At 72.8% G+C, this 23,847-nt stretch carries 12 protein-coding genes and 3 pseudogenes; 5 read left to right on the top strand and 10 right to left on the bottom strand.

Annotated features, from left to right (window positions below; all coding sequences use genetic code 11):
- Positions 1-59: 59 nt before the first annotated feature.
- The 3 genes from UG55_RS05345 to UG55_RS05355 are packed head-to-tail and all read right to left on the bottom strand — an operon-like array spanning position 60 to position 11,148.
- A complete protein-coding gene (locus UG55_RS05345) occupies positions 60-1,670 on the bottom strand; it encodes an acyl-CoA carboxylase subunit beta (protein WP_066063675.1) in 1,611 nt (536 codons plus the stop codon).
- The gene (locus UG55_RS05350; protein WP_066063678.1) at positions 1,667-9,196 is read right to left on the bottom strand and encodes a type I polyketide synthase; all 7,530 of its coding nucleotides are present in this window, start codon (positions 9,194-9,196) and stop codon (positions 1,667-1,669) included. Before UG55_RS05350 ends, UG55_RS05345 begins: the two co-directional genes overlap by 4 nt.
- Positions 9,193-11,148 (bottom strand): fatty acyl-AMP ligase, encoded by a 1,956-nt coding sequence (locus tag UG55_RS05355; protein ID WP_066063680.1) that lies wholly within the window; start codon positions 11,146-11,148, stop codon positions 9,193-9,195. Before UG55_RS05355 ends, UG55_RS05350 begins: the two co-directional genes overlap by 4 nt.
- 1,036 nt (positions 11,149-12,184) lie before the next feature.
- Here UG55_RS05355 and UG55_RS05365 point away from each other — a divergent pair.
- Complete coding sequence (locus UG55_RS05365; RefSeq protein WP_083986429.1) at positions 12,185-12,952, top strand: ABC transporter permease; 768 nt, start codon at positions 12,185-12,187, stop codon at positions 12,950-12,952.
- Between the two features lie 138 nt (positions 12,953-13,090).
- Here UG55_RS05365 and UG55_RS05370 read toward each other — a convergent pair whose 3' ends face one another.
- From UG55_RS05370 to UG55_RS46140, 5 genes and pseudogenes are all read right to left on the bottom strand, one after another.
- The gene (locus UG55_RS05370; RefSeq protein ID WP_242423773.1) at positions 13,091-14,668 is read right to left on the bottom strand and encodes an alpha/beta hydrolase domain-containing protein; all 1,578 of its coding nucleotides are present in this window, start codon (positions 14,666-14,668) and stop codon (positions 13,091-13,093) included.
- A 321-nt stretch (positions 14,669-14,989) separates the two neighbouring features.
- Positions 14,990-15,275: hypothetical protein (locus tag UG55_RS46650; protein WP_396230810.1), on the bottom strand; the 286-nt coding region annotated here is incomplete at its 5' end.
- 1 nt (position 15,276) lies between these two features.
- Positions 15,277-15,391, bottom strand: a pseudogene (locus UG55_RS46655) (hypothetical protein); the annotation flags it as partial.
- Positions 15,392-15,430: 39 nt separating this feature from the next.
- Positions 15,431-15,676 (bottom strand): hypothetical protein, encoded by a 246-nt coding sequence (locus UG55_RS32735; RefSeq protein ID WP_242423774.1) that lies wholly within the window; start codon positions 15,674-15,676, stop codon positions 15,431-15,433.
- 238 nt (positions 15,677-15,914) lie between these two features.
- Positions 15,915-16,100: pseudogene (locus UG55_RS46140) on the bottom strand (TetR family transcriptional regulator); the annotation flags it as partial.
- Positions 16,101-17,235: 1,135 nt separating this feature from the next.
- On the opposite strand from UG55_RS46140, the gene UG55_RS29830 reads away from it, so the two are divergent.
- The coding region (locus UG55_RS29830; protein ID WP_206779345.1) for a S9 family peptidase at positions 17,236-18,258 on the top strand (1,023 nt) is incomplete at its 3' end.
- Positions 18,259-18,992: 734 nt separating this feature from the next.
- Here the strand turns inward: UG55_RS29830 and UG55_RS05390 are convergent.
- Positions 18,993-19,880: a LysM peptidoglycan-binding domain-containing protein gene (locus tag UG55_RS05390; protein WP_066063691.1), complete on the bottom strand. Its 888-nt coding sequence runs from the start codon at positions 19,878-19,880 to the stop codon at positions 18,993-18,995.
- Positions 19,881-20,595: 715 nt separating this feature from the next.
- Here UG55_RS05390 and UG55_RS05395 point away from each other — a divergent pair.
- The 3 genes and pseudogenes from UG55_RS05395 to UG55_RS05400 all read left to right on the top strand — a co-directional run.
- Positions 20,596-21,184: SAM-dependent methyltransferase (locus UG55_RS05395; protein ID WP_242423775.1), on the top strand; the 589-nt coding region annotated here is incomplete at its 3' end.
- Between the two features lies 1 nt (position 21,185).
- Positions 21,186-21,405: pseudogene (locus tag UG55_RS32745) on the top strand (SAM-dependent methyltransferase); the annotation flags it as partial.
- Between the two features lie 110 nt (positions 21,406-21,515).
- A complete protein-coding gene (locus UG55_RS05400) occupies positions 21,516-21,947 on the top strand; it encodes a nuclear transport factor 2 family protein (RefSeq protein WP_066063695.1) in 432 nt (143 codons plus the stop codon).
- A gap of 122 nt (positions 21,948-22,069) precedes the next feature.
- Here the strand turns inward: UG55_RS05400 and UG55_RS05405 are convergent, their stop codons facing one another.
- Positions 22,070-23,662, bottom strand: a complete 1,593-nt coding sequence (locus UG55_RS05405; RefSeq protein ID WP_199865042.1) for a Vps62-related protein — start codon at positions 23,660-23,662, stop codon at positions 22,070-22,072.
- Positions 23,663-23,847: the final 185 nt, after the last annotated feature.

The raw sequence follows: 23,847 nt of genomic DNA on the forward strand, positions 1-23,847 counted from the left end.
CGGGCTGGCAGGCCGTCTCGGCGGCGGGCGTGCGGAAACTCCTGGTGGCGGACCGCCCATCAGAGCGGCATGTTGCGGTGCCTCCCGATCGGCGGCGCGGAGCGCTTCCCCCGCAGTGACCGGAACGCGGCGCGCACCTGTGCCCGGGTGTCGCGCGGGCGGATCACGGCGTCGATGAAGCCCCGCTCCGCGGCCGCGTAGGGCGACAGCGCGTCCCGCTCGTAGTCGACGGTCAGCTGCTTGCGCAGGCGGGCCGCGTCCAGAGTCCCCTCGGCGGCCCGCAGCTCCCGGCGGTGCAGGATCTCCACCGCGCCGGCGGCGCCCATCACCGCGATCTCCGCCGACGGCCAGGCGAGGTTCACGTCGGCGCCGAGATGCTTGGAGCCCATCACGGCGTACCCGCCGCCGTAGGCCTTGCGCAGCACGACGGTCACCATCGGCACGCTCGCCTCACCGTAGGCGAACAGGAGTTTGGCGCCGCGGCGGATGATGCCGCGGCGTTCCTGCTCCACCCCCGGCAGGTACCCGGGGACGTCCACCAGGGTCAGGATCGGGATGTTGAAGGCGTCGCAGAAGCGCACGAACCGGGCGGCTTTCTCCGAGGCGTCGATGTCGAGCACACCGGCGCTGACCGCGGGCTGGTTGGCGACGACCCCGACCGAGTGCCCGTCGATCCGGCCGAGGCCGCACACGATGTTGGCGGCGAACAGCGCCTGGAACTCCAGCAGGTCGCCGTCGTCGACCACGGCCCGGATCACCTGGTGGACGTCCCACGCCACCTGCGGGCCCTCCTCGACCAGCCGGTCGAGGGCGCGGTCGGCGTCGGTGAGCTGATCGGCGCCGGTGTCCGCGTCGCCGGTGCGGCCGGCCGTGCCGGCGCGGCCGGGGCGGGGGTAGACGGGCGGCGGCGTGAGCGCGTTGTCGGGCAGGTAGCCCAGCAGGCACTGCACCCAGTCGAGGGCGTCGGCCTCGTCGCTCGCCACGTAGTGGACCGTCCCGGCGACGGCGGCGTTGTGCTGGGCCCCGCCGAGCTCCTCCATGCTGACGTCCTCGCCCGTCACCGAACGCACGACGTCCGGCCCGGTGACGAACATGTGGGACGTCCCGTCGACCATGACGACGATGTCGGTGAGCGCGGGTGAGTAGACCGCTCCCCCGGCGCACGAGCCCATGATCAGCGAGATCTGCGGGATGACGCCGGAGGAGCGCACGTTGAGCCGGCCGTACTCGGCGTACCGGGCCAGGGCCGCGACACCCTCCTGGATCCGGGCGCCGCCGGAGTCGTTGATCCCGATGATCGGGCAACCGACCCGCAGCGCCAGCTCGGCCACCTTGATGATCTTCTCGCCGTAGGCCTCACCGAGACTGCCGCCGAAGACGCTGACATCCTGCGAGAACACGCAGACGGGCCGGCCGCCGATCAGCCCGTGGCCGCACACCACCCCGTCGCCGTAGGGCCGGGACGACTCCGGCCGGTTGTCGGTCCGGCCGCGGACGAGCGCGTCGAGCTCGGTGAACGTGCCGGGGTCGCACAGCGCCTCGACGCGCTCCCGGGCGCTCAGGCGGCCCTCGTCCCGCCGCCGGGCGAGGGTGCGGGCCGACCCACCGGCCGCGGCGAGGGCCTGCCGCCGGACGAGCTCGGCGCCGCGGTCGGCCGTCGACGGCGTCACCGCGGGCCCCTGGCGTCGCCGGGGTTCCCGGGATCGCCGGGGTTCCGGGGATCCGGGGCTTCCCGCTGGGTCGGGACGACTGCTGGCCCCGGTGTCACCAGCAGGGCGGACATGTGCCGGGCGATCACATCGGCGTTCGGGCGGTCGATCAGCGACGTGTGGTCCCCGGGCACCGTGACGATCTCCAGGTCCGGCATGGTCGCGGCCCAGCCGAGGTCGGCGTCGTCGCGCAGGTAGCGCGGGTCGAGCGTGACGGTCACCTGGTGGGGGGAAGCCGCCCGGTAGAGCACCGCCGGGCCGTCGTAGTGCCGCGGCCGGTAGTGCTCGGCGATCCGGGCGTCCAGGTACGAGGTGCGCTGGTGGTGCAGCACACCCGGCGTCATGCCGATGCCCGAGGCCGCGAGGATCTCGAAGATCCGCTCGACCTGCTCGGTGTCGTCGGCGGCGGCCAGCTCCTCGTACGGCAGCTCGATGCCGACCCCGTAGACGTCCCGCAGGTAGTCGGCGAAGCGGCCGAACCGGGCCAGCACCTGCTCCGCCGGAGACAGATCGGCCGGGCCCGGCAGCGGAAGGATCGTGTCAATCATGAAGATGCGCTCGACGACCTCCCCGGAGGCGACGATCTGGTGCGCCACCTCCTGCGCGAGCAGCCCGCCGAACGACCACCCGCCCAGCCGGTAGGGGCCCGTCGGCGCGATCTCGCGGATCATCGAGTGGTACAGCGCCGCCTTCCGTTCCACCTCCTGGACGTCGTCCAGGCGTTCCAGCCCGAACACGGGCACCCGCTCGTCCAGCAGCCGGACGAGCGGCTCGTAGACGCCGGTCGGGCCGCCGGCCGGGTGGAAGAGGAACAGCGGCGGCAGGGATCCGGTCGCGCGCAGGACGCGGACCGCCGAACCGCCGCTGCCCATCAGCCGGTCCCGCACCAGGTCGGCCATCTGCTCGACGGTGCGGGCCGCCCGCAGTGCCGTGACCAGGCCCCGCAGGTCCTCGCCGGAGCCGGGGGCCGCGGCGCGGAGACGTTCGCCGACCACGTCGACGAAGCGCTCGACGGCGGCCGGCCCGATCAACGTGTCGAGATCGTCGGTGACACCGACCGGAACGGGCGTCACCGCCTCCGCGAGCAGCTGCACCAGCCACCGCTCGGCCGGTTCACGCGCTGCCACCGACCGCGCGGGGGCGGTGGGCGGCGGCTCGGGACAATCCGCCGGTGCCACCCCGAGCGCCTCCGTCAGGTGGTCCTCCAGATCGGCCAGGCTCGCGCCGCGCAGCAGCAGCCGCACCGGCACCGGCTGGCCGAAGTCGTGCTCGACGGCGTTGCGGGCCCGCATGGCCATCAGCGAGTCGAAGCCGAGCTCGGTCAGCGCGGCGGCCGGATCCACCCGTTCCGGCCGCAGGCCCATGATCGCCGCGATGCGCCCGCGGAGGCGCTCCGCGATCAGGGCGCGGGCCCGCTCCGGCGGAAGCTCCCGCAGCGCCCCCGGACCGGGCCAGTCCGGATCCGACCCGGCGGGTGCGTCCCCGAGCAGCTCGGTGAAGAAGGCGAGATCCGCGAGGCCGGGCAGCAGCGCCAGCGCGCGCGCCGGCGAGAGCCGGACGACGCCGGTCTGGGCGCGGCCGGATTCGACCACCGCCTCCAGCGCCGCCAGGCCGATACCGGGCAGCAGCGGTTCCAGCAGGGCGTTCGCACTCCCGGCCGCGCCGCCGACGCCCGCCCAGGCGCCCCAGTTGATGGTGGCCGCGGGCAGGCCCAGCCGGCGCCGCAGCAGGACCAGCGCATCCAGCCAGGCGTTCGCCGCCGCGTAGGCGGCCTGGCCCGGCGAGCCCAGCAGCGCGGCGGCGGAGGAGAACACCAGCCACCAGTCCAGTTCCGTCCCGGTCTCGGCGGCGAGCCCGGCCGTGGCGAGGTGCAGGTTCCACCCACCGGCCGCCTTCGGACGCCACACCGCCTCCAGGGTGGCGGCGTCCAGGTCGAGGACGGACTGGTCGGCCAGCACACCGGCCGCGTGCGCCACCCCGCGCAGCGGCATCCCGTCCGAGGTCGCCACCGCGACCAGCCGCGACGCCGTCTCCGGCAGGGCGATGTCTCCGGTGACTATGACGATGTCGCATCCGGCGTCATCGGCGGCGGCGGCCGGGGCCGGGCTCGGGGCCGGGGCCGGGCTCGGGGCCGGGGCCGCGGTGGCCAGGCCGGACCGCCCCGCGACCCGGGCCGGCCCGAAGCCGGGGATCACACACCACCCGGGCTCGCCGTCGCCCGCGGCGGCGGCGTTCGGCGGCAGGTTCCGCCCGTTCAGGACGACACGGGACGCCCCGCCCTCCACCAATCTGCGGGCAAGCAGGAGACCCAGCCCGCCGAGCCCACCGGTGACGATGTAGGCCCCGGCCCGCACCAGCGGCCCCGCGGTGGCTGCCGGCGAGTCGGTGACCCGGCCCAGCCGGGCCGTGAACCGGCGGCCGGCCCGCCAGGCGACCTCGTCGTCGGCGGCGTCGGCGGCGATCTCGGCCGCCAGCGCCTCGGCCGGGGCGGGAGTCGCCGCGTCGGTGGAGTGTTCGAGATCGACGAGGGTGGCCCGAAGAGCGGGATGTTCAAGCGCCAGAACCCGGATCAGGCCGCGGAGCGCAGCCCCGGAGGGGTCGGGCAGATCACCGGGGGCTACCGCCGTCGCCCCCCGGGTACTGATCCACAGCCGGGGCGGGCGGATCCCGCCGAGGCGGACCAGTGTCCGCGCCAGCTCGGCCACTGCCGCTGCCAGCTCGGCACCGACAGCCGGCACCGTCTCGGCCGGCAGCCGATCGCCGGTCACGTCCGGTAACTGGTGGCCGGTGGCCTCCGCTGACCGGGGTACGACCAGGACGACTCCCGCCAGCCGGCCCGCGGCATTGAGTTCGCGGATGCGTGCGTCGGCGGCGCTGCCGAGCGTGACCGCCTCGGCGCCCCCGCCAGCCGCCGCGGGCCGGCCGGGCCGCCGGTCGAGCAGCGCCGCGAGGGCTTCCGCATCCCTGTTCGGGAGGCCGCCCGCGGGCGGAACGAGCGTCCCGCGCCCGGAGGGCAGCGAGACGACCAGCAGGCGCGGGCCGGTGTCGGCCGGCGGCGCCGCGGGCGCTCGGTCGTCCACCGCGGGCGCTCGGTCGTCCGGCCGCGGGGTCAGCGGCGCCGGTTCCCAGCGTGCCTCGAACAGCAGGGCGGGCACCGGGACGGGGACCGCGCTCGCCTCCACCGGCCGCAGAACCACGTCCCGCAATGCGAGCAGCGGCGTGCCGTCATCCGCGCAGAGCAGTACCTGACCGACCAGCCCGCCGTCAGCCGGCCCGTCGCCGTCGAGCGCGGGTGCCAGCGTCGCCGAGCATCGGCCACCGGTCACCGCGCGGCCGCCCGGCCGGTCGAACACGGCCAGCTCACCGATGCGGACCGGCAGATGCAGCGGCACGGTCCCCGGGGCGGCGTCGGGCCACAGGCCGACGGCGGCCACCGCCAGGGTCTGCAGACACAGATCACCGAGCGCCGGGTGCACCCGGTAGCGCGGATGCGGCCGGGCGGGTGCCGGCAGGCCGACGCGGGCCGTCGCCTCCCCCAGGCCGGCGGGTATCCGCCCGCCGCTGACCGCGTGTGCCTCCGTGACGCCGACGAACGCGGGTCCGTACTGGTGACCGGCGGCGCCCAGGGCACTGTAGAGGTCCACCGGCGTGCCGGCTTGGCCGTCGAGGGCCGCGGGCGGGTCCGCGGGGCGCGGCCCGCCCGCGGCGATCCGGACCCGGGCCGTCGCGTGCCGGACCCAGCGCCGGGCCCCGCCGGTCCGCCGGGAGAAGATCTCCACGGTTCCCGAGCCGGAGCCGGGGCTGTCCTCCAGCAGCGAGGTCGTGACGTCGGTGTGCTCTCCCAGCGGGAGCAGCTCGATCAGGTCCAGATCGCGGACCACCGGTGTGCCCGGGCCGAGCACCGCGGCGGCGGACAGCGCCATCTCCGCGAAGGCGGCGCCCGGCAGCACGGCCACCCCGTGGACGGTGTGGTCGGCCAGCCACGGCAGGGCGGCTGTCCCGATGTCGGCGCGCCAGATATGCCGACCCGACTCCGGCACCTCGACATGCGTGCCGAGCAGCGGGTGCCCCGGAGCGGGCCGGGCCGGGGCCGGCTCCACCCAGTGCCGCTCACGCCGCCAGGGCGTGGTCGGGACGTCCACCAGCCGTGGCGCGCCCAGCCGGGCCCGCAGGCCCGCCGATTTCGGCCCGAACAGCGGCACCGGGGCCGCCGCCAGCCCGGTCGGGGCAGCGGGCCAGACCGGGAAGGGCTGCGGAAGCATGGCAACCAGCGCTTCCCGGTCACCCCCGAGGGCCAGGGCGGCCAGATTGGTGCGGAGCTCGACCGCGTCGTCCCGGTCACGCCGCAGCGTCGACGCGACGAGGACGTCCGCCGCGCGCGGGCCGGGGGCGTGCCCGGCCGCGGGCACGGCGGCGGACGCCGTCTCCCGCAGCGCCCGGCCGGCGATCGGATGCGGGGCGACCTCCAGGAAGCGGGTGGCCCCGTCGGCGAGGGCCGCCTGAACGGCGTGCACCGCCCGGACCGCGCGGCGCGCGTTGGCGACCCAGTAGTCGGCGTCGAAGGCGGGCAGGCGACGGGGATCCCGGTGCACCGTCCCGTACCAGGGGACGGTGGGCACCGAGCCGCGCACCCCCGCCAGGCGGGAGCGCAGTTCGTCCAGGATGGGGTCGACGGCCGGCGAGTGCCCCGCGCCGGACACCTTCATCGGCAGCGCCGAGCGGCCCATCGACTCCACCACCGCGACCAGCCGGGCGACCCCGGCGGCATCGCCCGCCACCGTGCACTGGCGCGGTGAGGAGTGCATCGCGATGTGCACATCGGGCAGATCCGCCGCGACCCGGCCGAACTCCGCCTCGTCGAGCTCGACGACGGCCATCGCGCCCTTCCCGGCCGCCGCGACGGTGCCGAGCAGGCGGGACCGGGTGGCGATGACCTCCAGGCCGGCGTCGACGTCCAGCGCGCCGGCGACGACGGCCGCCGCGACCTCTCCCATGGAGTAGCCGATGACCGCGGCCGGCCGCAGACCGGCGGCGCGCCACAGCTCGGCCAGCGCCAGCTGGACGCCGAACAGGATGATCTGGCCCGCTTCCACCCCCTCGACCGCGTCACCGCGCTCGAGCACGGCGCGCAGGGACAGGCCGGTCCGCTCGACGAACGGTTTGTCGAGAACCGTCACGGCGTCGACGAAGGCCGGCTCGTCGGCGAGCAGGCGGCGGCCCATGCCCGGCCACTGGGAGCCGTAGCCGGAGAAGACCCAGACGGTGCCCGCCGACAGGTCGGTGCCGGGCGGCGCTGCGGCCGGGGTTTCGGCGGCGGGCGGGGTTTCGGCGGCGGGCGGCCGCGCCGCGGCCGGGCGGGTGACTCTGGCCGTCCCCGCGGGGTCGGCGCCGGTGGCCGCGGCCCGCAGCCGGGCCGCCAGTTCCTCCCGGTCGCGGCCGGTCACCGCGAGGCCGGCGGGAACGGTCGTCCCCAGCCGCCGACCGAGGGTGTACGCGATGTCGTCCAGCTCTGCGCCGCGCCCGGCCGGGGATTCCAGCCAGTCGGCCAGGGCCGCGGCCGCGCTCGACAGCCGGTCCGGCGAGCTGGCGGCGAGTGCCAGCGTGCGCGGGGCGGAGTCGTCCAGGCTGCCCGCGTAGTCCAGGTGGGCCGGGTCGTCCAGGGCCGGGCCGGCCAGGCCGCCCGCGTAGTCCAGGTGGGCCGCGTAGTCCAGGCCGCCCGCGTCATCCAGGCAGGCCGGCAGGTTGCCGGACTCCCCCGGGAGGTGGCCGTACTCCTCCAGGATGACGTGCGCGTTCGTCCCGCCGAAACCGAAGGAGGAGACGCCGGCCCGGGCCCGGCCACCGTAGCGGGGCCAGGGCAGGGGCGCGGTCACGACGCGCAGCGCCGCGGCGTCGAACGGGATGCGCGGGTTCGGTGCGTCGAAGTGGGCCGACCGCGGGATGGTCCCGCGGTCGAGCGCGAGGGCGACCTTGATGACGCCGGCGATCCCCGCGGCGGCCTCCAGATGCCCGAGGTTCGTCTTGACCGAGCCGAGCAGCAGCGGGGTACCGCCGGCACGCCCGCCGCCGGTGCCCAGGACGGCCGCCAGCGCGCTCGCCTCGATCGGATCGCCCAGCGGTGTGCCGGTGCCGTGTGCCTCGACGTAGTCCACCGAGGCCGGGGACAGGCCGGCAGCCGCGTAGGCGGACCGCAGGAGCTCCTCCTGCGCGGCCGGGTTCGGGGCGGTCAGCCCGTTCGAGCGCCCGTCGGAGTTGACGGCGCTGCCCCGTACCACCGCCAGCACCCGGTCGCCGTCGCGTTCGGCGTCCCGCAGCCGCTTGAGCACCACGACACCGCAGCCCTCACCGCGCACGATGCCGTCGGCCGCGGCCGCGAACGCCTTGCACCGGCCGTCGGCCGCGAGCGCACCGGACTCACCGAAGGCGGCGGTGAGCGCCGGGGAGAGCAGCAGGTTCACCCCGCCGACGAGCGCGAGTGCGGACTCGCCGGTGAGCAGGCTCTGGCGGGCGGTGTGCAGCGCCACCAGCGAGGACGAACAGGCGGTGTCGATCGCCAGGCTCGGCCCGCGCAGGTCGAGCAGGTAGGACAGGCGCCCGGCGACGATCGAGGTCGCCGCGCCCGTGGATGTCCAGCCCTCCACCCGCGCCGGATCGGCGAAGGTCAGGTGGGCGTACTCGGCGCTGGACACGCCGACGAAGACGCCCGTGGCGCTGCCCCGAAGCGAGGACGGGGCGATGCCCGCCTGCTCCAGCGCCTCCCACGCGACCTCCAGCAGGAGGCGCTGCCGCGGATCCATCAGCGCGGCCTCCGCCGGGCTGATGCCGAAGAACTCGGCGTCGAACCCGGCGACGTCACCGATGAACCCGCCGTGGCCGACCAACTCACCGTGGCCGACGAGCTCGCCGTGACCCGCGGCGTCCCCCGCCGGTCCGTCCTCGCCCGGCGCGGGATCCCCGAACGCGTCCCAGCGGCCCGGCGGCACCGCGGAGATCGCGTCGACGCCCCGGAACAGCAGGTCCCAGAACTCGTCCGGACGGGCGACGCCGTCGGGATGCTCCGGTCCGCCCGGGAACCGCAGGCCGACCCCGATGATCGCCAGCCCGTCCGCCGGGGATTCCGGCCGCGGCGCGGACAGCTCCGACGCGGACCCGGCGGCCGGGGCCGGAGGTGGAGTCGGAGGTGGAGTCGGAGTCGGGGCGGTCAGGTGCCGGACCAGTGCGGCGAGCGTCGGATGCTGCCAGATCAGGGTGGGTTCAAGCGTGGTGTCGAGCTCCTCCTCCAGGTCCGCGGTCAGGGCGACGGCGTCCCGCGAGGACAGCCCGAGATCGACCAGCGGACGGTCGATGTCGATCTCGGCCGGTTCGACACCGACGCTGTCGGCCACCTGCTGAGTGAGCCAGCGCAGCAGTTCGGCCGCGCCCCGCCCGGCCGCGTCACCCACGGCCCCGTCACCCGCGGCCGGGCCGTGGCCGTCCGCAGCGGTCACCGGGAGGTCCCGGCGGTGGAGACGAGGGTTCCCGCCAGGTACCGCTCTCGGCAGGCGTGACGAGCGATCTTTCCACTGCTGGTGAGCGGAACCGCTCCCGGCCTGGTCAGGACCACGTCATGGACCGCCAGACCGTGGTTCACCGCGACGGCGCCCCGGATGAGCCCGGCCATCCGTTTCGTCTCGGGCAGCTGGTCGTCCCCGGTGACGTCGACCTCGGTGGCCACCACGACCGCCTCCCCGCGCTCCGTGAGGACGGTGAAGGCCGCCGTCCGGTTCGGCCGCACCGCCTCGTGCGCGGCCTCGACCGTCGCCTCGATGTCCTGCGGGTAGTGGTTGCGCCCGTCGATGACGATCAGGTCCTTGAGCCGCCCGGTTACGTACAGGGCGCCGTCGTGGACCATCCCGAGGTCACCGGTGCGCAGCCAGCCGTCCTCCTGCCAGCCGTCCTCCTGCCAGCCGCCGCGCGGCCAGTCCGCGGGCAGCACCGCGACCCGCCGGGTGTCCGCAGCCGTTCCGGTACCCGACGCCGTTCCGGTGTCCGTGCTGGGCGCGGCGGGAGGTGCGTCGGGTGGTCGCGCCAGGCGCTGTCCGAAGGTGACCGCGGAGCGGTCCGGCTGCTGGTGATAGGCACGGGCGACGTTCGGGCCGCGGGTCCAGATCTCGCCGACCGTTCCCACCGGGCAGACCTGCCGCGACTGCGGGTCGACGATCGCGATGTGCTGCCCCACCGGCACGCCGCAGGACAGCAGTGCCGTGACCCGCGCCGCCCCCTCACCGCCGGCCGCGCCGCCCTGTTCCGTGGCCTCGACCGGCACCGCGGTTCCCGTGGCGAGCGCGGCGGCGTCGAACAGCACCGGGAGCTGGGCGACCCCGGAGGCCGCGCCGCACACGTAGACGGTGGCCTCCGCGAGCCCGTAGGAGGGGCACAGCGCCTCCGGCCGCAGTCCCAGCGGGCCGAACGTCTCCACGAACCGCGTGAGGGTCGCCGGCCTGACCGGCTCCGCACCGTTGACCATCACCCAGACGCCGCCCAGCCGCAGGCCGGCCCGGTCCTTTTCCCGGACTCGCTCGGCCGCGAAGTCGAAGGCGAAGTTCGGCGCCATGGTCACGGCGCCGGGGTTCGCGGCGAGCTGGGCCAGCCAGCGGACGGGCCGCTGCAGGAAGGCCACCGGGTCCATGAAGACCGCCCGGATGCCGCCGGCCACGGTGCCGCCGACCAGCAGGACAAGGCCCATGTCGTGGAAGAGCGGCAGCCAGCTCACGATCGTGTTGCGGGACGGCTCGCACCGGTAGGCCGTTATGGCCTGCGCGGTGTTCGAGACCACGTTCCGATGGCTGATCAGCACCCCGGACGGGGTTCTCGTCGACCCCGACGTGTACTGGATGTAGGCGATGTCGTCGAGCTCGGGCCGAGGCCGCCTGGCGGGGGCCGGGCCGGGCGGTGCTTCCGGGCCGTCGGTATCGGCCGGGGGCTCCCCCGGCCCGTCGACGACACAGATCGGGAGTGGCCGCGGCCGGGTCCGCAGGTATGCCTCGACCGCCGGTAAGGCGCCGCTGGTGGTAGCCACACACGCCGGCTCGCAGTCGTCGACGACGGCGGTCAGCCGGTCGCCGTGCCCGATCAAATCCGGCGGGAACAACGGCACCGCGACCACACCGGCGCGCAGGGCTCCGAGGAAGGCGGTCACGTAGCCGAGTCCCTGCGGCGAGAGGATCACCATGCGGGCTCCCCGCGGCGCCACCCGCGCGATCCGCCCGGCGGCGCGGGTCACCGCGGCATCCAGCTCGCCGAAGGTGACCGGTGTCTCCCTGCCCGCCCGGTCGGACGAGTAGTCCATGAAGGACATCACGATCTCGCCGGGGCGGTTCGCCGCCCGCTCGGTGAGGTGCTCGTCGAGGGTGCGCGCCGCGATCGCCCTGAACTGGTCGCCGGGCAACGCGGTGCCCACCCCGGCGGCGCCCGGAGCCGAACCGCTCCCCCGGGCCGAAACCCGGGGCCCGAATTCACCTCTCGATGCCGGGCCTGCCAGCGCCCCAGGATTTTCCGGCAGTAATGGCGCCAACCGGTGGTAGGGTTCTGTCCCCATGCTGTGCACCACTTTCTCCAGTGCGGCATCACCGAGCACGGCAGCGATCCGGAAGTCGGCTTCCGAGAGCTCCACACAACCCGGATCACATCCCGGCCACTCTTTTCCTCACCGGCGATGCGCATACCTTCGCAAGACAATCCCAAGCGCGACACCCCGAGAGTGACGTACCGCACAGGATGTCCGAATATGCGCTCATCATCCTCGACGGGGGACTCCAAAGTTGGCCGCGCCCTCCTGTAGGAGAAGTACAATCCGGCGAGAGAAGGCACCCATATAAAAGCGGCGCCCCCACACCGGGCAACCACTTCCCCAAATTGCACCGACAGATTTTACGCGGATGAATCAGGCGCCGCCACAACTGCGTCAGGCGGGGGCGACCCGAGGGCCGCACCCCGCCGGCGCATTGGTTCGTCCATCGGTGATCGGGTGGTGAGTCATCCGCGCGGAGCCACGTAACGACAACCGAGAGGGCTATCTGCCTCCGTACACGGCGCGGTCTGAACAGTCCCGCGGGCGAAAGGTGTGCCGAGGGCGGCGGGCTGACGGCTGACGGGCGCGGCGAACCACGGGCACCATCGCCAGCAGTGCCAGCGGGTACGGAGCGACGATCAGGAGCCGGCTGTCGAGCTGGCCGCCGACGACCAGCAGATCCGCGAGCCCGACCCGCCCGATCGGCCCGGGTGAAATCGGCGGTTCCCTCGACGTCGGTCCGGTGGATGTCATGCTCCGGATGCTGGAAACGGCGCGGCGAGCACCCTGTGTGCTTCTGGCACCACAACGGTCCGCACCGGGTTCGGCGGGCCACGGCGGCCGCTGGTCCCGCACACCCCCGTTCACCCGTCCCCCCGCCCACCCCGAGTACTGCCAGGGAGCCTGATGCGGAGAGCGACACCGGGTGAACGCTGACCTGCGGCTGGCCGCCGGACTCGGGCTGCTGCTGGCCCTCGCCGTCGGATGCCAGACGATCATGCGGCTGCGGGTGCGGACGGCGGTCGTCACCGCGTCCGCCCGCGCCTTCGTGCAGCTTGCCGCGGTCGGGCTGGCGGTCCGGCTGGTGTTCGCGGCACCGGCGGCGTGCGCCGCCGTCCTCGCCGTCATGGCCACCGTGGCCGCGCACACCGCGGCCAGGCGGCTGAGCCGGCTGCCCGGCGCTGGCCGGGCCGTGGTCATCGCGATCGTGGCGGCGGCGGCTCTCACCCTGGGCGTCCTGTTCGCCGTGCCCGCGCTGCCGCGATCCGCCCGATATCTGGTCGCGCTGGGCGGGAGCGTGCTCGGCGGGACGATGACCGCGTGCACCCTGGCCGGGCGCCGGCTGCTGGACGGCCTGCTCCAGCGCCGCGACGAGGTCGAGGCCTGGCTGGCGCTGGGAGCGACACCCCGCCAGGCAGTCGCGGACATCGCCCGCACCGCGGCCACCGAGGCGCTCCTGCCGGCTCTGGACCAGACCCGGACCGTCGGTCTGGTCACGCTGCCGGGAGCGTTCGTCGGGGCCCTGCTCGGCGGCGCCAGCCCGACCGAGGCCGCCCGCTTCCAGCTCGTGGTCCTCATCTCGCTGCTCGCCGCGGAGACCTACGCGGCGGCCATCCTGGTCTGGCTGCTCGGCGCACCCACCCAGCTACCGGCCATGGATCACCAACAGACGACCGGACGCCGTGCCACGTGACCGGACCCGCGCGGCGCCTCCCGCAAGCGCCACCCGCGGGAGCGCCACCGGGCGGCGGTGGGTCGCCAGCGGGATCGCCGGCAGCCCACCGCCCCGGGGTCGGGTTGGTCGGGTCGCCCCGGTCTGCGGCTGGCCTGGTCAGCCGCCGATGGTGGATCGACTGGCCGCGGTGACGATGGCCCTGGCGTCCGCCGGCGTCAGGAATCCCTGGAACACCGACGTCCACGCCGCCACCCGCACCTTGTTCACGTAGTCGGTGTGGGTCGGGTAGAGCTGGCTGAGCGCCGGTTCCGCGGTCCGCGGCGCGGTCGGGTTGGACGGGTCGCCCGCGTCATGCCTGTCCCAGGGGTCGGCGTCGCCGTTCCACGGGTCGGTCGCGCCGAACAGACCGCAGGTCAGTGCGGCTATGCCTTCGGCATGGCGCTGACCGGACAGCGTCCTGGTCGGCACCGCGACATCCGGCAGCCGGATGCCACCGCGGGCCAGGCCGGTGGCCGGGTCCCGCACCGGCGTGTTGCCCTCCATGGCGAGGAGCGCACCGGTGGCTGGTGCGCGCCCGCCCCGCATCCACCGGTTCATGGCCGACAGCGCGGCGTTGAGGGAGTAGTGCGCTGGACCGTTGTTCACCGGCGGCGTGTCGGCCCCGCAGTCCCGGGACAGGACGGGCCCACCGAACATGCGCTCGGAGACCGCCTGCATGCCGTTGAGAAGCCACTGGTCGGCATGGGAGGTGCCGGCGAGCTCCCAGGTGTGCACGGTGGCCGAGTCCGGCTGCCGGGCGGTCACATGAAGCGTCATGTCGGTCTCGGTCAGAACGACGAAGGTCGGCACCTTCAGATCGGTACGAACAAGGGTCGGATTGGGCATCGCCTCGAACAGGCCCGCGCCCAACGGGGTCGGCACCGCCATGTTGCTGTGGATGAGGTGACCGTCGTACACCTGGGCCACCGGAGCCACCGCGTTGACGTAGGTGGTCAGGCGCATCGCGGACTGCGACTCCCCCACCGCCAGCAGCTTGGAGAACCGCAGTTTCCCCAGCGGATTCGGCCCGTTCGGCGTGCGCAACGCCTGCGCGGCCTGCGAGAAGATGTCGTACGAGTACTGGTCGCCGGGGTGGCTGAGGGTGCCGTAACGGGCTGGGTCCCAGGCCTTGAGGCCGGGGTACGCACCGGTCGCGTTGATGCCGAGCTGCTGGGCGGATATACCGACATAGGCGTAACCGGAGCGCAGGATCTCGTCGCGCATGGTCGTCCAGTCAACCTGCGCGTCAATGCCGCCGCTGACGTTGAACCACTCGACCAGGACGGTCCCGTTGAACTTCGCCGGGTTGGCCGGATAGCGGACCAGCATGCGGCTCTGATAAGGGGCCCGAGTGCCCGGCGTCACCCGCCAGTTGCCATCGGATCCGAACGTGCCGTCCCTGTCATAGGCGGTCGCCGTGCCGCCGAACAGGAACTCCCGCTCCACGTATCCCTTGCCGGCGAGAATCGCCTGGTCCTCTGCCTGAAATGGGAAACCGTGATTCCCGGCCGTCGGCACGGTGATCGTCGGGGACGCGACGGCGCCGGCCCCGGTGCCGGCCCCGGTGCCCGCCTCGGGGGCCGCCCGAGGGGTCGCGTTCGCGGGAAGAGAGCTGACGGCGAGCACCGTCATCGTGCAGGCTACCGCGGCGAGCAGCGCCGACGCGCGCCTGCCCAGTAATCGCGAATATCTCATGTAAACCTCCACTGAATTTCGTTTCGATTGGCAGATCCTCATTCTTGTGGGGACGCGATCTGATGTCACCAGGCCCATCCGGAGGCTGGCACCGAGGTGCCATCCGACCTCCCGGAGCCGACGTGGCGGACCACCTGCTTTTCAGGAGCACTTGATTGGCCGGCTCCGGGTCGCACGGCCGCGGCATCCACGGAATGGCGAACCCGCGTCGACCCTGAATTCACTGAGAAAAGTCGACGTGAATGATGGCGTGGTGAGCGGAGAAGTCCACCGCCTCCGCCAGGAACGACCGCTCCCGGGCACCGGGGAGCGGTCGTGGGTTCAGCCGCGGCTGGTGTCGCAGAAATCGCTGGTGTCGGCCTCGTCGGCGCCGCCGACAAGCGCGTCCGGCGCGCGCATCCGCCAGGCGTCGGTGATGAGCTCCGTCAGGCGGTCGACCGTCACCTTCGCCAGGCGCACCAGCACGAGGGGCGAACCACCGTAGCCGGGGGCGGTGAAGAAGAGGTCTGGCTCGCCGAGCAGCAGCGCCTGCTTCTCCGCCTCGTCCCCGACGAACAGCACCGCGATATCCGTCCGGATTACCCGCGGTCGCCCCGGCGCACGTTCCNGGTAGGACCAGACGAATCCACGGCCGCCCACCCTGAAGTCAAAACCCGCGCTCTCGATCTCCACGACGTTCGGCAGGCCCAGCGCCAACCGACGCACGTCATCGGCGTCAGCCACCGAGATCCTCCCCGGCAGCTGGGATCGCCGTTTCTGGGATCACCGCTTCTCCGGAAACTCGTTGCGGGCGCCGGGGCCACTGCACACAACAGTGTCGATGACGGCGAGAGCCTCGCTGATCGTCCCCGGCAGGTCTCCGCCGATCAGAAACCAGCGGGTCTGCGCCGCGAGGATGATCGCACCCGCGGCGGTCGCGAGCACCGAGGGCTCCAGGTCGTCCGGCGCCCTGCCCAGCCGGGCGCCGAGGAAGTCGGCGAGAACGCCGTTGAAATCGAGGATGCACACCGATCATCACCCGGGAGGCGTACGTGCTGGCCTCCACCACCCGGACCCACCGGGCGACCTCCGTCGGGTCCTCGGCGGCGACGACCTCCTGGACGGCCCGGCGCACCGAACGCATCGGTGCCTCGTCCGGCGGCTGAGCGGCCAGGGCGGCCTCGACGGCCTTCGCCCGTCGCCGGACAAGAGCCCGCAGGAGATCGTCTTTGGCCGGGAAGTAGCGGTAGAAGGTGCGGACGGAGATGCCCGCGGCGGCGGCGATGTCGTCGACCGTCACCGTGTCGAAGCCGCTGCGCTCGAACAGCTGGAGAGCCACCGACTCGACGGCCCGGGCCGCGGCGTCCAGCCGGTCGGCTCGGGCTTGCCGCACGCTCGGCGACGTCCGGTACGGTCTCTTCGCGCCGTCGCCCACCGCTCGCCCCCCGCACACCTGTGACGGCTGGTCGGACCGTCGTCACCAGGCTAGGCCGATTCTCTGGATCTTGACCCTGCGGGGCTGACTCGTGCGGGTTCTCGGCGGAGGCGCGGGACGGTGCTCGACGGGGCGGGTTCTCGGCGGACGGCGCGGGCTGGTACCCGGGCGTGCGTTTGGTGATCTGACGATGGCGGTCGGTGTTCGGGGCGCGGGCGCGGGAGTGGCGATCCCGCGCCTGAAGAGCTCCTCGTTTCTCCCACCGAGATGTCTTGACAACGACGGTGGCGCAGGGGCCGCAACCCCTGCGAACGAAGGACACACAAAGCCCTTCAGTCGCTGTCGGCGAATCCTCGCGGACCCGCGCCGCGCGGGTGGGCGACGGCTGCCGCGGGACCTGCCGGCGCGCTGAAAGACCAGGTAGCCCCGCTACCGCGGGGGCCTGCCGGGTGCCGGTGGCCCGGCGGTCGCACCGCGGCGGGATCTTCACCGGCCGAGGTGGCCGCGGGTGGGGTCGTGGACGTCGAACGGGTGGGGCGGTGGGCTCCCGGTGCCGGTCCGGGGTCGCCGCCCGCCGGGCCTGACGGGCGGCCCGACGGGCGAGATATCCCTCTGATCAGACAGCTGTGTCACCCGAGTACCCGGCCCCACCCGACCACCGCCCGAGGCGACCGGAGCAAGGCAACGGATGAAGGTTCGTGTGCGTGAGGCCATACGGCTCCTACCAAATTGTGTGGCAGATACTGCCGCACAATTTGGAGAAGATCACGCCTCCGGGATTGACCCGGCTGCCGCCGACGTCAGGGATGGCGGGGCATGCGACTATTTGCTGAAAAGCAAGCAGCTCGCCGCGGGCAGGCACCCCGGCGGCACCGAACCGCGCTGCGCCGCGCGCAACCGCACCGCACCACACCGACCGCGCACCGCGCCACACCGCACCGTCGCGAGTCGGCCACCGGTCGGTCGCCCGGCGCAGCGACCGGCCGGCGTTCCGAGCGGGCGGCAGGTTGGTCCTCGCCAGCCTGTCGGCCAGCCGCTCGGGGCGTCGGGGGCCATGCTCGTCGCCAGGCCGGTCCGCGACCGGCCGGCGCCGGTCCCTGGCCGTCGGCGAGCGCGTGCGGCCGCGTGTCGGGCCCGAGAGGAATAGATCGCATTGTCGCTGGTACGTGTCGCCACCGCCGTGGCGGCCCTCGCCGTCGTCCTCGCGCCCGGGGCCGCCGCGCAGGCCCGGGGATCGACCGCCAACGGGCCGACGCAGCAGACCGCGGCGGCCGCGGAATCCACGGACACCACGGACACCACGGCCGCGGTGCCGCCCATCCTCGCGCAGCGGCGGGACGTCACAGTGACATCGTTCGACGGCACCGGGATCGCGGCCCATGTCTTCCCGGCCCCCGGGCTGGTCGCCGGCGCCACGGCGCCGACGGTTCTCACGCCGCCCGGCTGGGGACAGCCCGGCTACACCGACCCCGCTACGGCCAGGCGGTTCACCGACCAGGGCTACAACGTCGTGACCTGGGACCCCCGCGGGTTCGGCACCAGCGGCGGAACCGTCGAGTTCAACTCGCCCGCGATCGAGGGCCGGGACACCAGCGCGATCATCGACTGGGTGGCCACCCAGCCCTGGGCACAGCTCGACCGGCCGGGTGACCCGCGCGTCGGAATGAGCGGCGGCAGCTACGGGGGCAGCATCCAGTACTCGACCGCGGCAAACGACCACCGGCTCGACGCGCTCGTCCCCACCGTCGGCTGGTTCAGCCTGGCCACCTCGCTCTACAAGAACAACACCGTCAAGCAGGCCTGGTTCGACAGCCTGTACATGGGCGGCTATGGCGCTGCCGCCGAGGTCCCACCCGGGCTCGACCCACAGCTGGCCGCCGGCTTCGTGAACGGCAGCCGGACAGGCGTGCTCACCCCGGCCGAGATCTCGTGGCTCGCGGAACGGGGCCCCGGGTCCGCCGCGGAGAACATCACCACCCCGACAATGATCATCGGTGGGACCGTCGACACGCTCTTCCCGCTGGACGAGCAGATCGAGCTCTACCGGACGATCAGAAAAGGTGGCGCGCCGGTCAAGATGGTGTGGATGTGCGGCGGCCACGGCATCTGCTCCACCGGCATCGGCGACCCCGGCGACACCGAGGTCCACAGCCTGTCCTTCGACTCGAAGTACGTCNCCGCGCTCACCGACAGGTGGTTCGACAGGTACCTGCGGAAGAAGGACGTCGACACCGGGCCCGGCTTCGAATGGCTGTCCGACGACGCCACCTGGCGGTGGGCCGAGCGGTACCCCGCCCCCGCGGCGGCGCCGATCACCGCCACCGGGGCCGGCCAGCTGACCCTGGTCGAGGGCTACCAGTCATCGGGCGACTCCCTGGAGGCGACGCCGGCCGGGGCCGGCGAGGCCCTCCAGATCGCGGTGACCGCCCCGCGTCCGGCGCAGATCGTCGGCCCGCCGCGGCTCACCCTGACCTACCAGGGCCAGGGGGCACCCGCCGACGCCCGGGTCTACGCGCAGCTCGTCGACGACGAACGCGGCATCGTCGTCGACGGGCAGGTCACCCCGATCCCGCTCGTCCTGGACGGCAGCAGCCACACCGCCGACATCGAGATGTATCCGATCGCCGTCACCGCCGCCACCGGCACCCGCTACACGCTCCAGATCATCTCCAGCTCCCGGCTCTGGGCGCCGCAGCGTGGCACCGGCACCATCACCGTCACCCGGGCGAGTCTCACCCTGCCGACGGTCACTCCCGACGTCGCGGCGCCGGCCGGATCCAGCTCGACCCGCACGTGGCACTCCGGCCACGGCGGGCTGGTCGCGGCGGCCGCCAGCACCGCGGCCGTCCTGCTGCCCGCGCTGGCGCTACGGCGACGCGCCCGCAGACGGGCCAGTCGGGGTTGTTCCGGTCAGGCGTCCGGGACCAGTACCCACTCCAGCTGAAGGTCCTCGACGGGCGAGAGGTCGCCGTCCGGGTCGTTGATGCGCTTGAGCTCGTCGACGGTGGTGCCGTTCTGGCGGGCGATCTGCTCCCAGGACTCACCGCTGCCGTCGGGGAGGCCGAGAATCCGGTGCGCCCGGAATCCCGGCACGGTGATCTGCAGGTCCATACCGTCGGGGATGAAACCCTCGGCCTCGCCGAGGGTGACGTCCTTGTTCAGCGCCGCGAAATCCGTCGGCGAGATGCCGGTCCCGCGGCTTATCCAGGCGTGGCCACGACGTCCGCTGGCCACGGGGAACGGCACCCGTCGCGTCCCGCCGGCAGCGGTGACGGGTGGCATCGGGTACCACCGCCCCGCCTGGTCGACCGCGGTCCCCAACAGCTCGGTGTGGCCCTGGAAGAAGGCAGCGGGAATCGCGTTCTTCCCGACAGTCCCGATCGCCTTGCGGACTCGTGTCACGAACGGCAGGTAGTCGGCGGTCGCCTCGTAGTCGGGCAGCCAGTCACGGGCCGGCCAGCGATCCTCCTGGCCGGTGATCTCGAGGTTCAGCCGCCGGATCTCCTCCGCGGAGAGTCCGCCGACATGCCGGGTCGCCTGCACGGCCAGGAACTCGCAGAATCCCTCGCGGACGACGACGCTGCGCCCGGTCGCCGCCGGCAGCAGCGGATGCTGCAGGACGTGCAGGTACTCGTGGATGAGGAGCACGAAGGTGTCCCACTTCTTCGCGGCCACCGCCGCCGACGCGACCTCGGAATCCTCCGCCGCCCAGTCCAGGACCCACGGTGTGATGAAGATGCGGGCCGTCTCCGGGTCGGACATCGACATCTCGTACGCCTCGTAGCGGAGGAGCGCCACTGTCTTCCTTGGCGTCGATGGCCGCCTTCAGCGCGGTCGCCAGCTCGGCCGCGAAGTCGTCCTGCTCCTTCCGGCTCGGGTGGGTGTCCCTCCAGACGTGACGGTCGTCGTTCCTGGCCGGCGCGGACGCGGCGACCTCGGGCTCGGTGACGGCGGGCTCGGTGACGGCGGGCTCGGGTGGAAGCGGGAGCCCCAGCAGTCCCCGGACGGTCGCGATCTCGTCCGCCGTGAGCAGCTTTGTACCGGTTCGCTGGGTCATGGTCGACACCTATCCGTCGGGGGCAGTGGACGAAGCGCCGCAGATGTTTGCACGGCGCCGACCGCCCAGCACGGCAAATACAAGGTTTCGGTACACAACGTGGATTCCTGCCGGGTTCTGACTGTTCCTGCCATGCCAGCGCCCCGGCGGCCGCGACGCGGCGGCACCGGCGCGGCCCCTGAGGGGGCACCAGGCTGCCGGGGACGCGCCGGGCGAACCCGGAATCAGACTGAGCAACCACGGCGGGTCGGGCCAGGCAGGTACCCCAGGGGAACACCCCGACCCGGCGCAAGCCGCACACCAGCCACACCCGCACCGCACCGCACCGCACCGCACCGACGACCGACATTGCTGGACAGCAAGCGCAGGAACACCGGACGCCGGAATCCGGACAACAGGAACCGGCGGACCGATACCGGGCGCCGCCTTTCGGCCGCGGGTGGCGGTCGACCGTGCATGATTGCCGATATGGGTGCTGACATACCGGCGCAGAGCGCCTGGTCCCGGGTCGACACGAGCGTGCCGCACTCCGCCCGTGTCTGGAACTACTGGCTCGGCGGCAAGGACCACTTTCCCGCCGACCGCGAGCTGGGAGACAAGGTCTTCGAGGTCTACCCGGACATCGTGCTGGTGGCCCGCGCACAGCGCGAGTTCCTGGTCCGAGCGATCACCCACCTCGCCGGCGAGGTGGGCATCCGCCAGTTCCTGGACATCGGCACCGGCCTGCCGAGCGCGGACAACACCCATGAGGTCGCGCAGCGGATCGCCCCGGACTCCCGCGTCGTCTACGTCGACAACGACCCGCTGGTGCTGGTGCACGCCCGTGCGCTGCTGACCAGCGCGCCCGGCGGTGCCACCGCCTACATCGACGCCGACGTGCGCCAACCCGACCGGATCCTCGCGGAGGCGGCCGAGGTTCTGGACTTCACCCAGCCGATCGCGCTCGTGATGTTCGGCATCGTGGGCAACGTCGCCGACGACGACGAGGCCACGCTGATCGTGCGGCGGCTGCTCGACGGGGTGCCGTCAGGCAGCTACCTCGCGCNCAACGACGGAACCCACGGTGAGGACGTCGACCGGGCGATCGAGATCACCCAGGCCGACGGGCACCCCTACAACCTGCGCAGCCCGGAGCAGATCACGTCCTTCTTCGCCGGCCTCGATCTCGTCGAGCCAGGCGTGGTCACGACGCCCCGCTGGCGGCCCGCGCCCGGGCCGACACCGGAGCCGCTGCACATCTTCGGCGGAGTCGGCCGCAAGCCGTAGGCCCCGCCGCGCGCTTCCGCACGGGGGTTTCCGTTTCTTCGCGTCGTCGCCGGCATTCCGGGATGCTGGCGACCCCGTCCGATGCCGGTGACCCCCAGGGAGCAGCTTTCATGCCCGACCGCCGTGAGGACCTCGAACTCATCCGCGAGGTGCTGATCCGTTATTCCACCGGTATCGACCGACGGGACTGGCCGCTGTTCCGCACCTGCTGGACGCCCGACGCGGAGGCCGACTACGGCCACCTCGGGCACTTCAGCGGAGCCGACGCGATCACCGAGCTGATGGTGGCCGCGCACCGGGACCTGGGCAGCACCCGGCACCAGCTGTCCAACTTCGTCATCGAGGTCGACGGTGACCGGGCGACGGCCTCCACCTATGTGCACGCCGTGCTGATGCTCTCGACCAGTGACCCGAACGCCTGGATCGACGTCGTCGGCGGCTACGAGGACGACCTCGTCCGGACGCCGGAGGGGTGGCGCATCAGCCGGCGGGCGTTCCACACCACCCGCCTGATCAACAACGGGGGGACGCCGGCCAGCTGAGCCCGTCACGAGCGTCGTCGACCGGCTCGGCGGCGCGGGGACGAAAGCGGCCGGGGCACCGCCCCCCGAGGGTGTTCCTCAAGGGGGCGGCGCCCCGGGCGCGTCGATCAGGTCAGGTCAGGTCAGCACGAGTCGGCGCTGTTCCCGTCCTTGTTGTACTCCAGGTACTTCACGTCATCCATACCGAACTCCAGGGCCTCACTGATCTGGCCGTCGGCGTTGATGGCGTTGAACTGCGTGACCGTCTGCAACCACTGGCCGATACTTCCGGCGGGGACGACCTTGCAGTCCTCCACCGAGGTCTCGGTGGAGTACATCTTGCTTTCCGTGTTCGACCACCCGAGGTTCAGCGACATGGTGACCGACAGGCTCGTGGACGCCGACGAGACCCCTTCGACTCCGGCCGAAGCTCCCTCGGTGATGGTGGTCGAGATCCCGTAGTCCACCGAGATGTGCGTCTCGGAGGTCTGCGAGGTGCCCTTGGTCGACGTGGCCGTCACCCGCATGGGCGACCGGCTCGCGCAGTTGTCACGCGACGACGGCTCCATCGGCCCGTAGCTCGTGGAACGCTGCAGGACGTAGAACGGGGACGACTTGGCGTTGCTGAAGTTCTCGCTGATGTCGGTCCACGGCAGCATGGTGAACGGCACCCGGGTCGAGTTCGCCGCATAGGACTTCGAGAACTCGCTGGACGGAATGGGCGCGCACGAGGTCAGCCGCAGGTCGAAGCGCTCACTGCGCACCTCGTAGGTCGAGGTCCTGATCCCGAGCAGGTAGCCGGGAACCAGCTTCTGGTCCTTGTCCATCTTCAGCGTGGTCGACCCCACGCTGAACGGTGTCAGATCCCCGGTCTGGATCCTGGGGCTCGTCAGGCCGAAGGCGATGAACCCGTCCTTCTCGGTGCCAGCGGTACTGGTGACCTCCGCCGCCTGCTGCCCGGGGATCGCCAGGTCACGCTTGACGCAGCGCACCGACGTGTTCGACGGCTCCGACTCCGCGGCGACCGTGCCCATGGCTACGTAGTTGTTCGGGCAGTTCACCTGCCACAGACTGATGCCGCGGCTCACCCGCGAACCCGCGTCGTCCCACAGCTTGGTGAAGCCGGTCGGCGCCGCCAGGAGCCCCTTGTTCTGGGAATCCTTCACCACGACCGCCAGCACCTTGTCCTTCGGCAGGCTGTTGTGCCGCAGGATCAGCGTGCCCAGCGCGTAATAGCCGTCAGGCCCCTTCGGATGGTAGAAACCGAGCGGGTTCCGCAGCCGTCCGCCGGCGGCCGTCCATTTCTCGTCAAACTGGTCGGTATATCTCATCAGCAGGCCGTTACCGACGTCCAGCGAGTCCCGCTCCGCCACGTTCACCGTGACCGTTGCTTTTCCGTCCACGCCGTCGGCCGCGACGGTGAAGACCCCCGAGCAGGGCGCGTTCCCACCGGTGACGACGATTTCGGCGCCGGCCGTGCTGGTGGAGAAGCAGCCACCGGCGCCCGACAGACTGATCGGGGTGCTGGCACCGGCCTTGAGCGCCTGGAAACCAAACGACCTGCGCTGCCCCGGTTCCACCGTGATGACGCTGTAGTCGACGTCCAGCAGCGTGGCACCCTCGGCTGCCATCTCCGGCTTGGGCTCGGGAGCTGGGGCGGGCGAGGCCGACGTCGGCGCCGACGCATTGTCGGTCGCCGCGTCGTCGTCGCCTCCACCGCACGCGCCGAGCGCCACCAGCGCCGCCATACAGCAGCTGACGACAGACACACTTCTGCCGCGCGAGCGCACGAAAAATCCTGAAGATCGCAATGTATCCCCCCAGATGCATGCATATGAGCAGCGGCGAAGCTATCACACCTGTTTCCCTGGCATTCGCTTCCAGGAAATCTGACGTTCAGTAGCTAACCGATCGCACCATT

The organism is Frankia sp. EI5c (genome assembly GCF_001636565.1).
Classification (GTDB): domain Bacteria; phylum Actinomycetota; class Actinomycetes; order Frankiales; family Frankiaceae; genus Parafrankia.

Excerpts from the sequence above, each read along its gene's own strand:
- UG55_RS05370 (WP_242423773.1), bottom strand. The coding sequence starts at position 14,668 with ATGAGATATTCGCGATTACTGGGCAGGCGCGCGTCGGCGCTGCTCGCC.
- UG55_RS05400 (WP_066063695.1), top strand. The coding sequence starts at position 21,516 with ATGCCCGACCGCCGTGAGGACCTCGAACTCATCCGCGAGGTGCTGATC.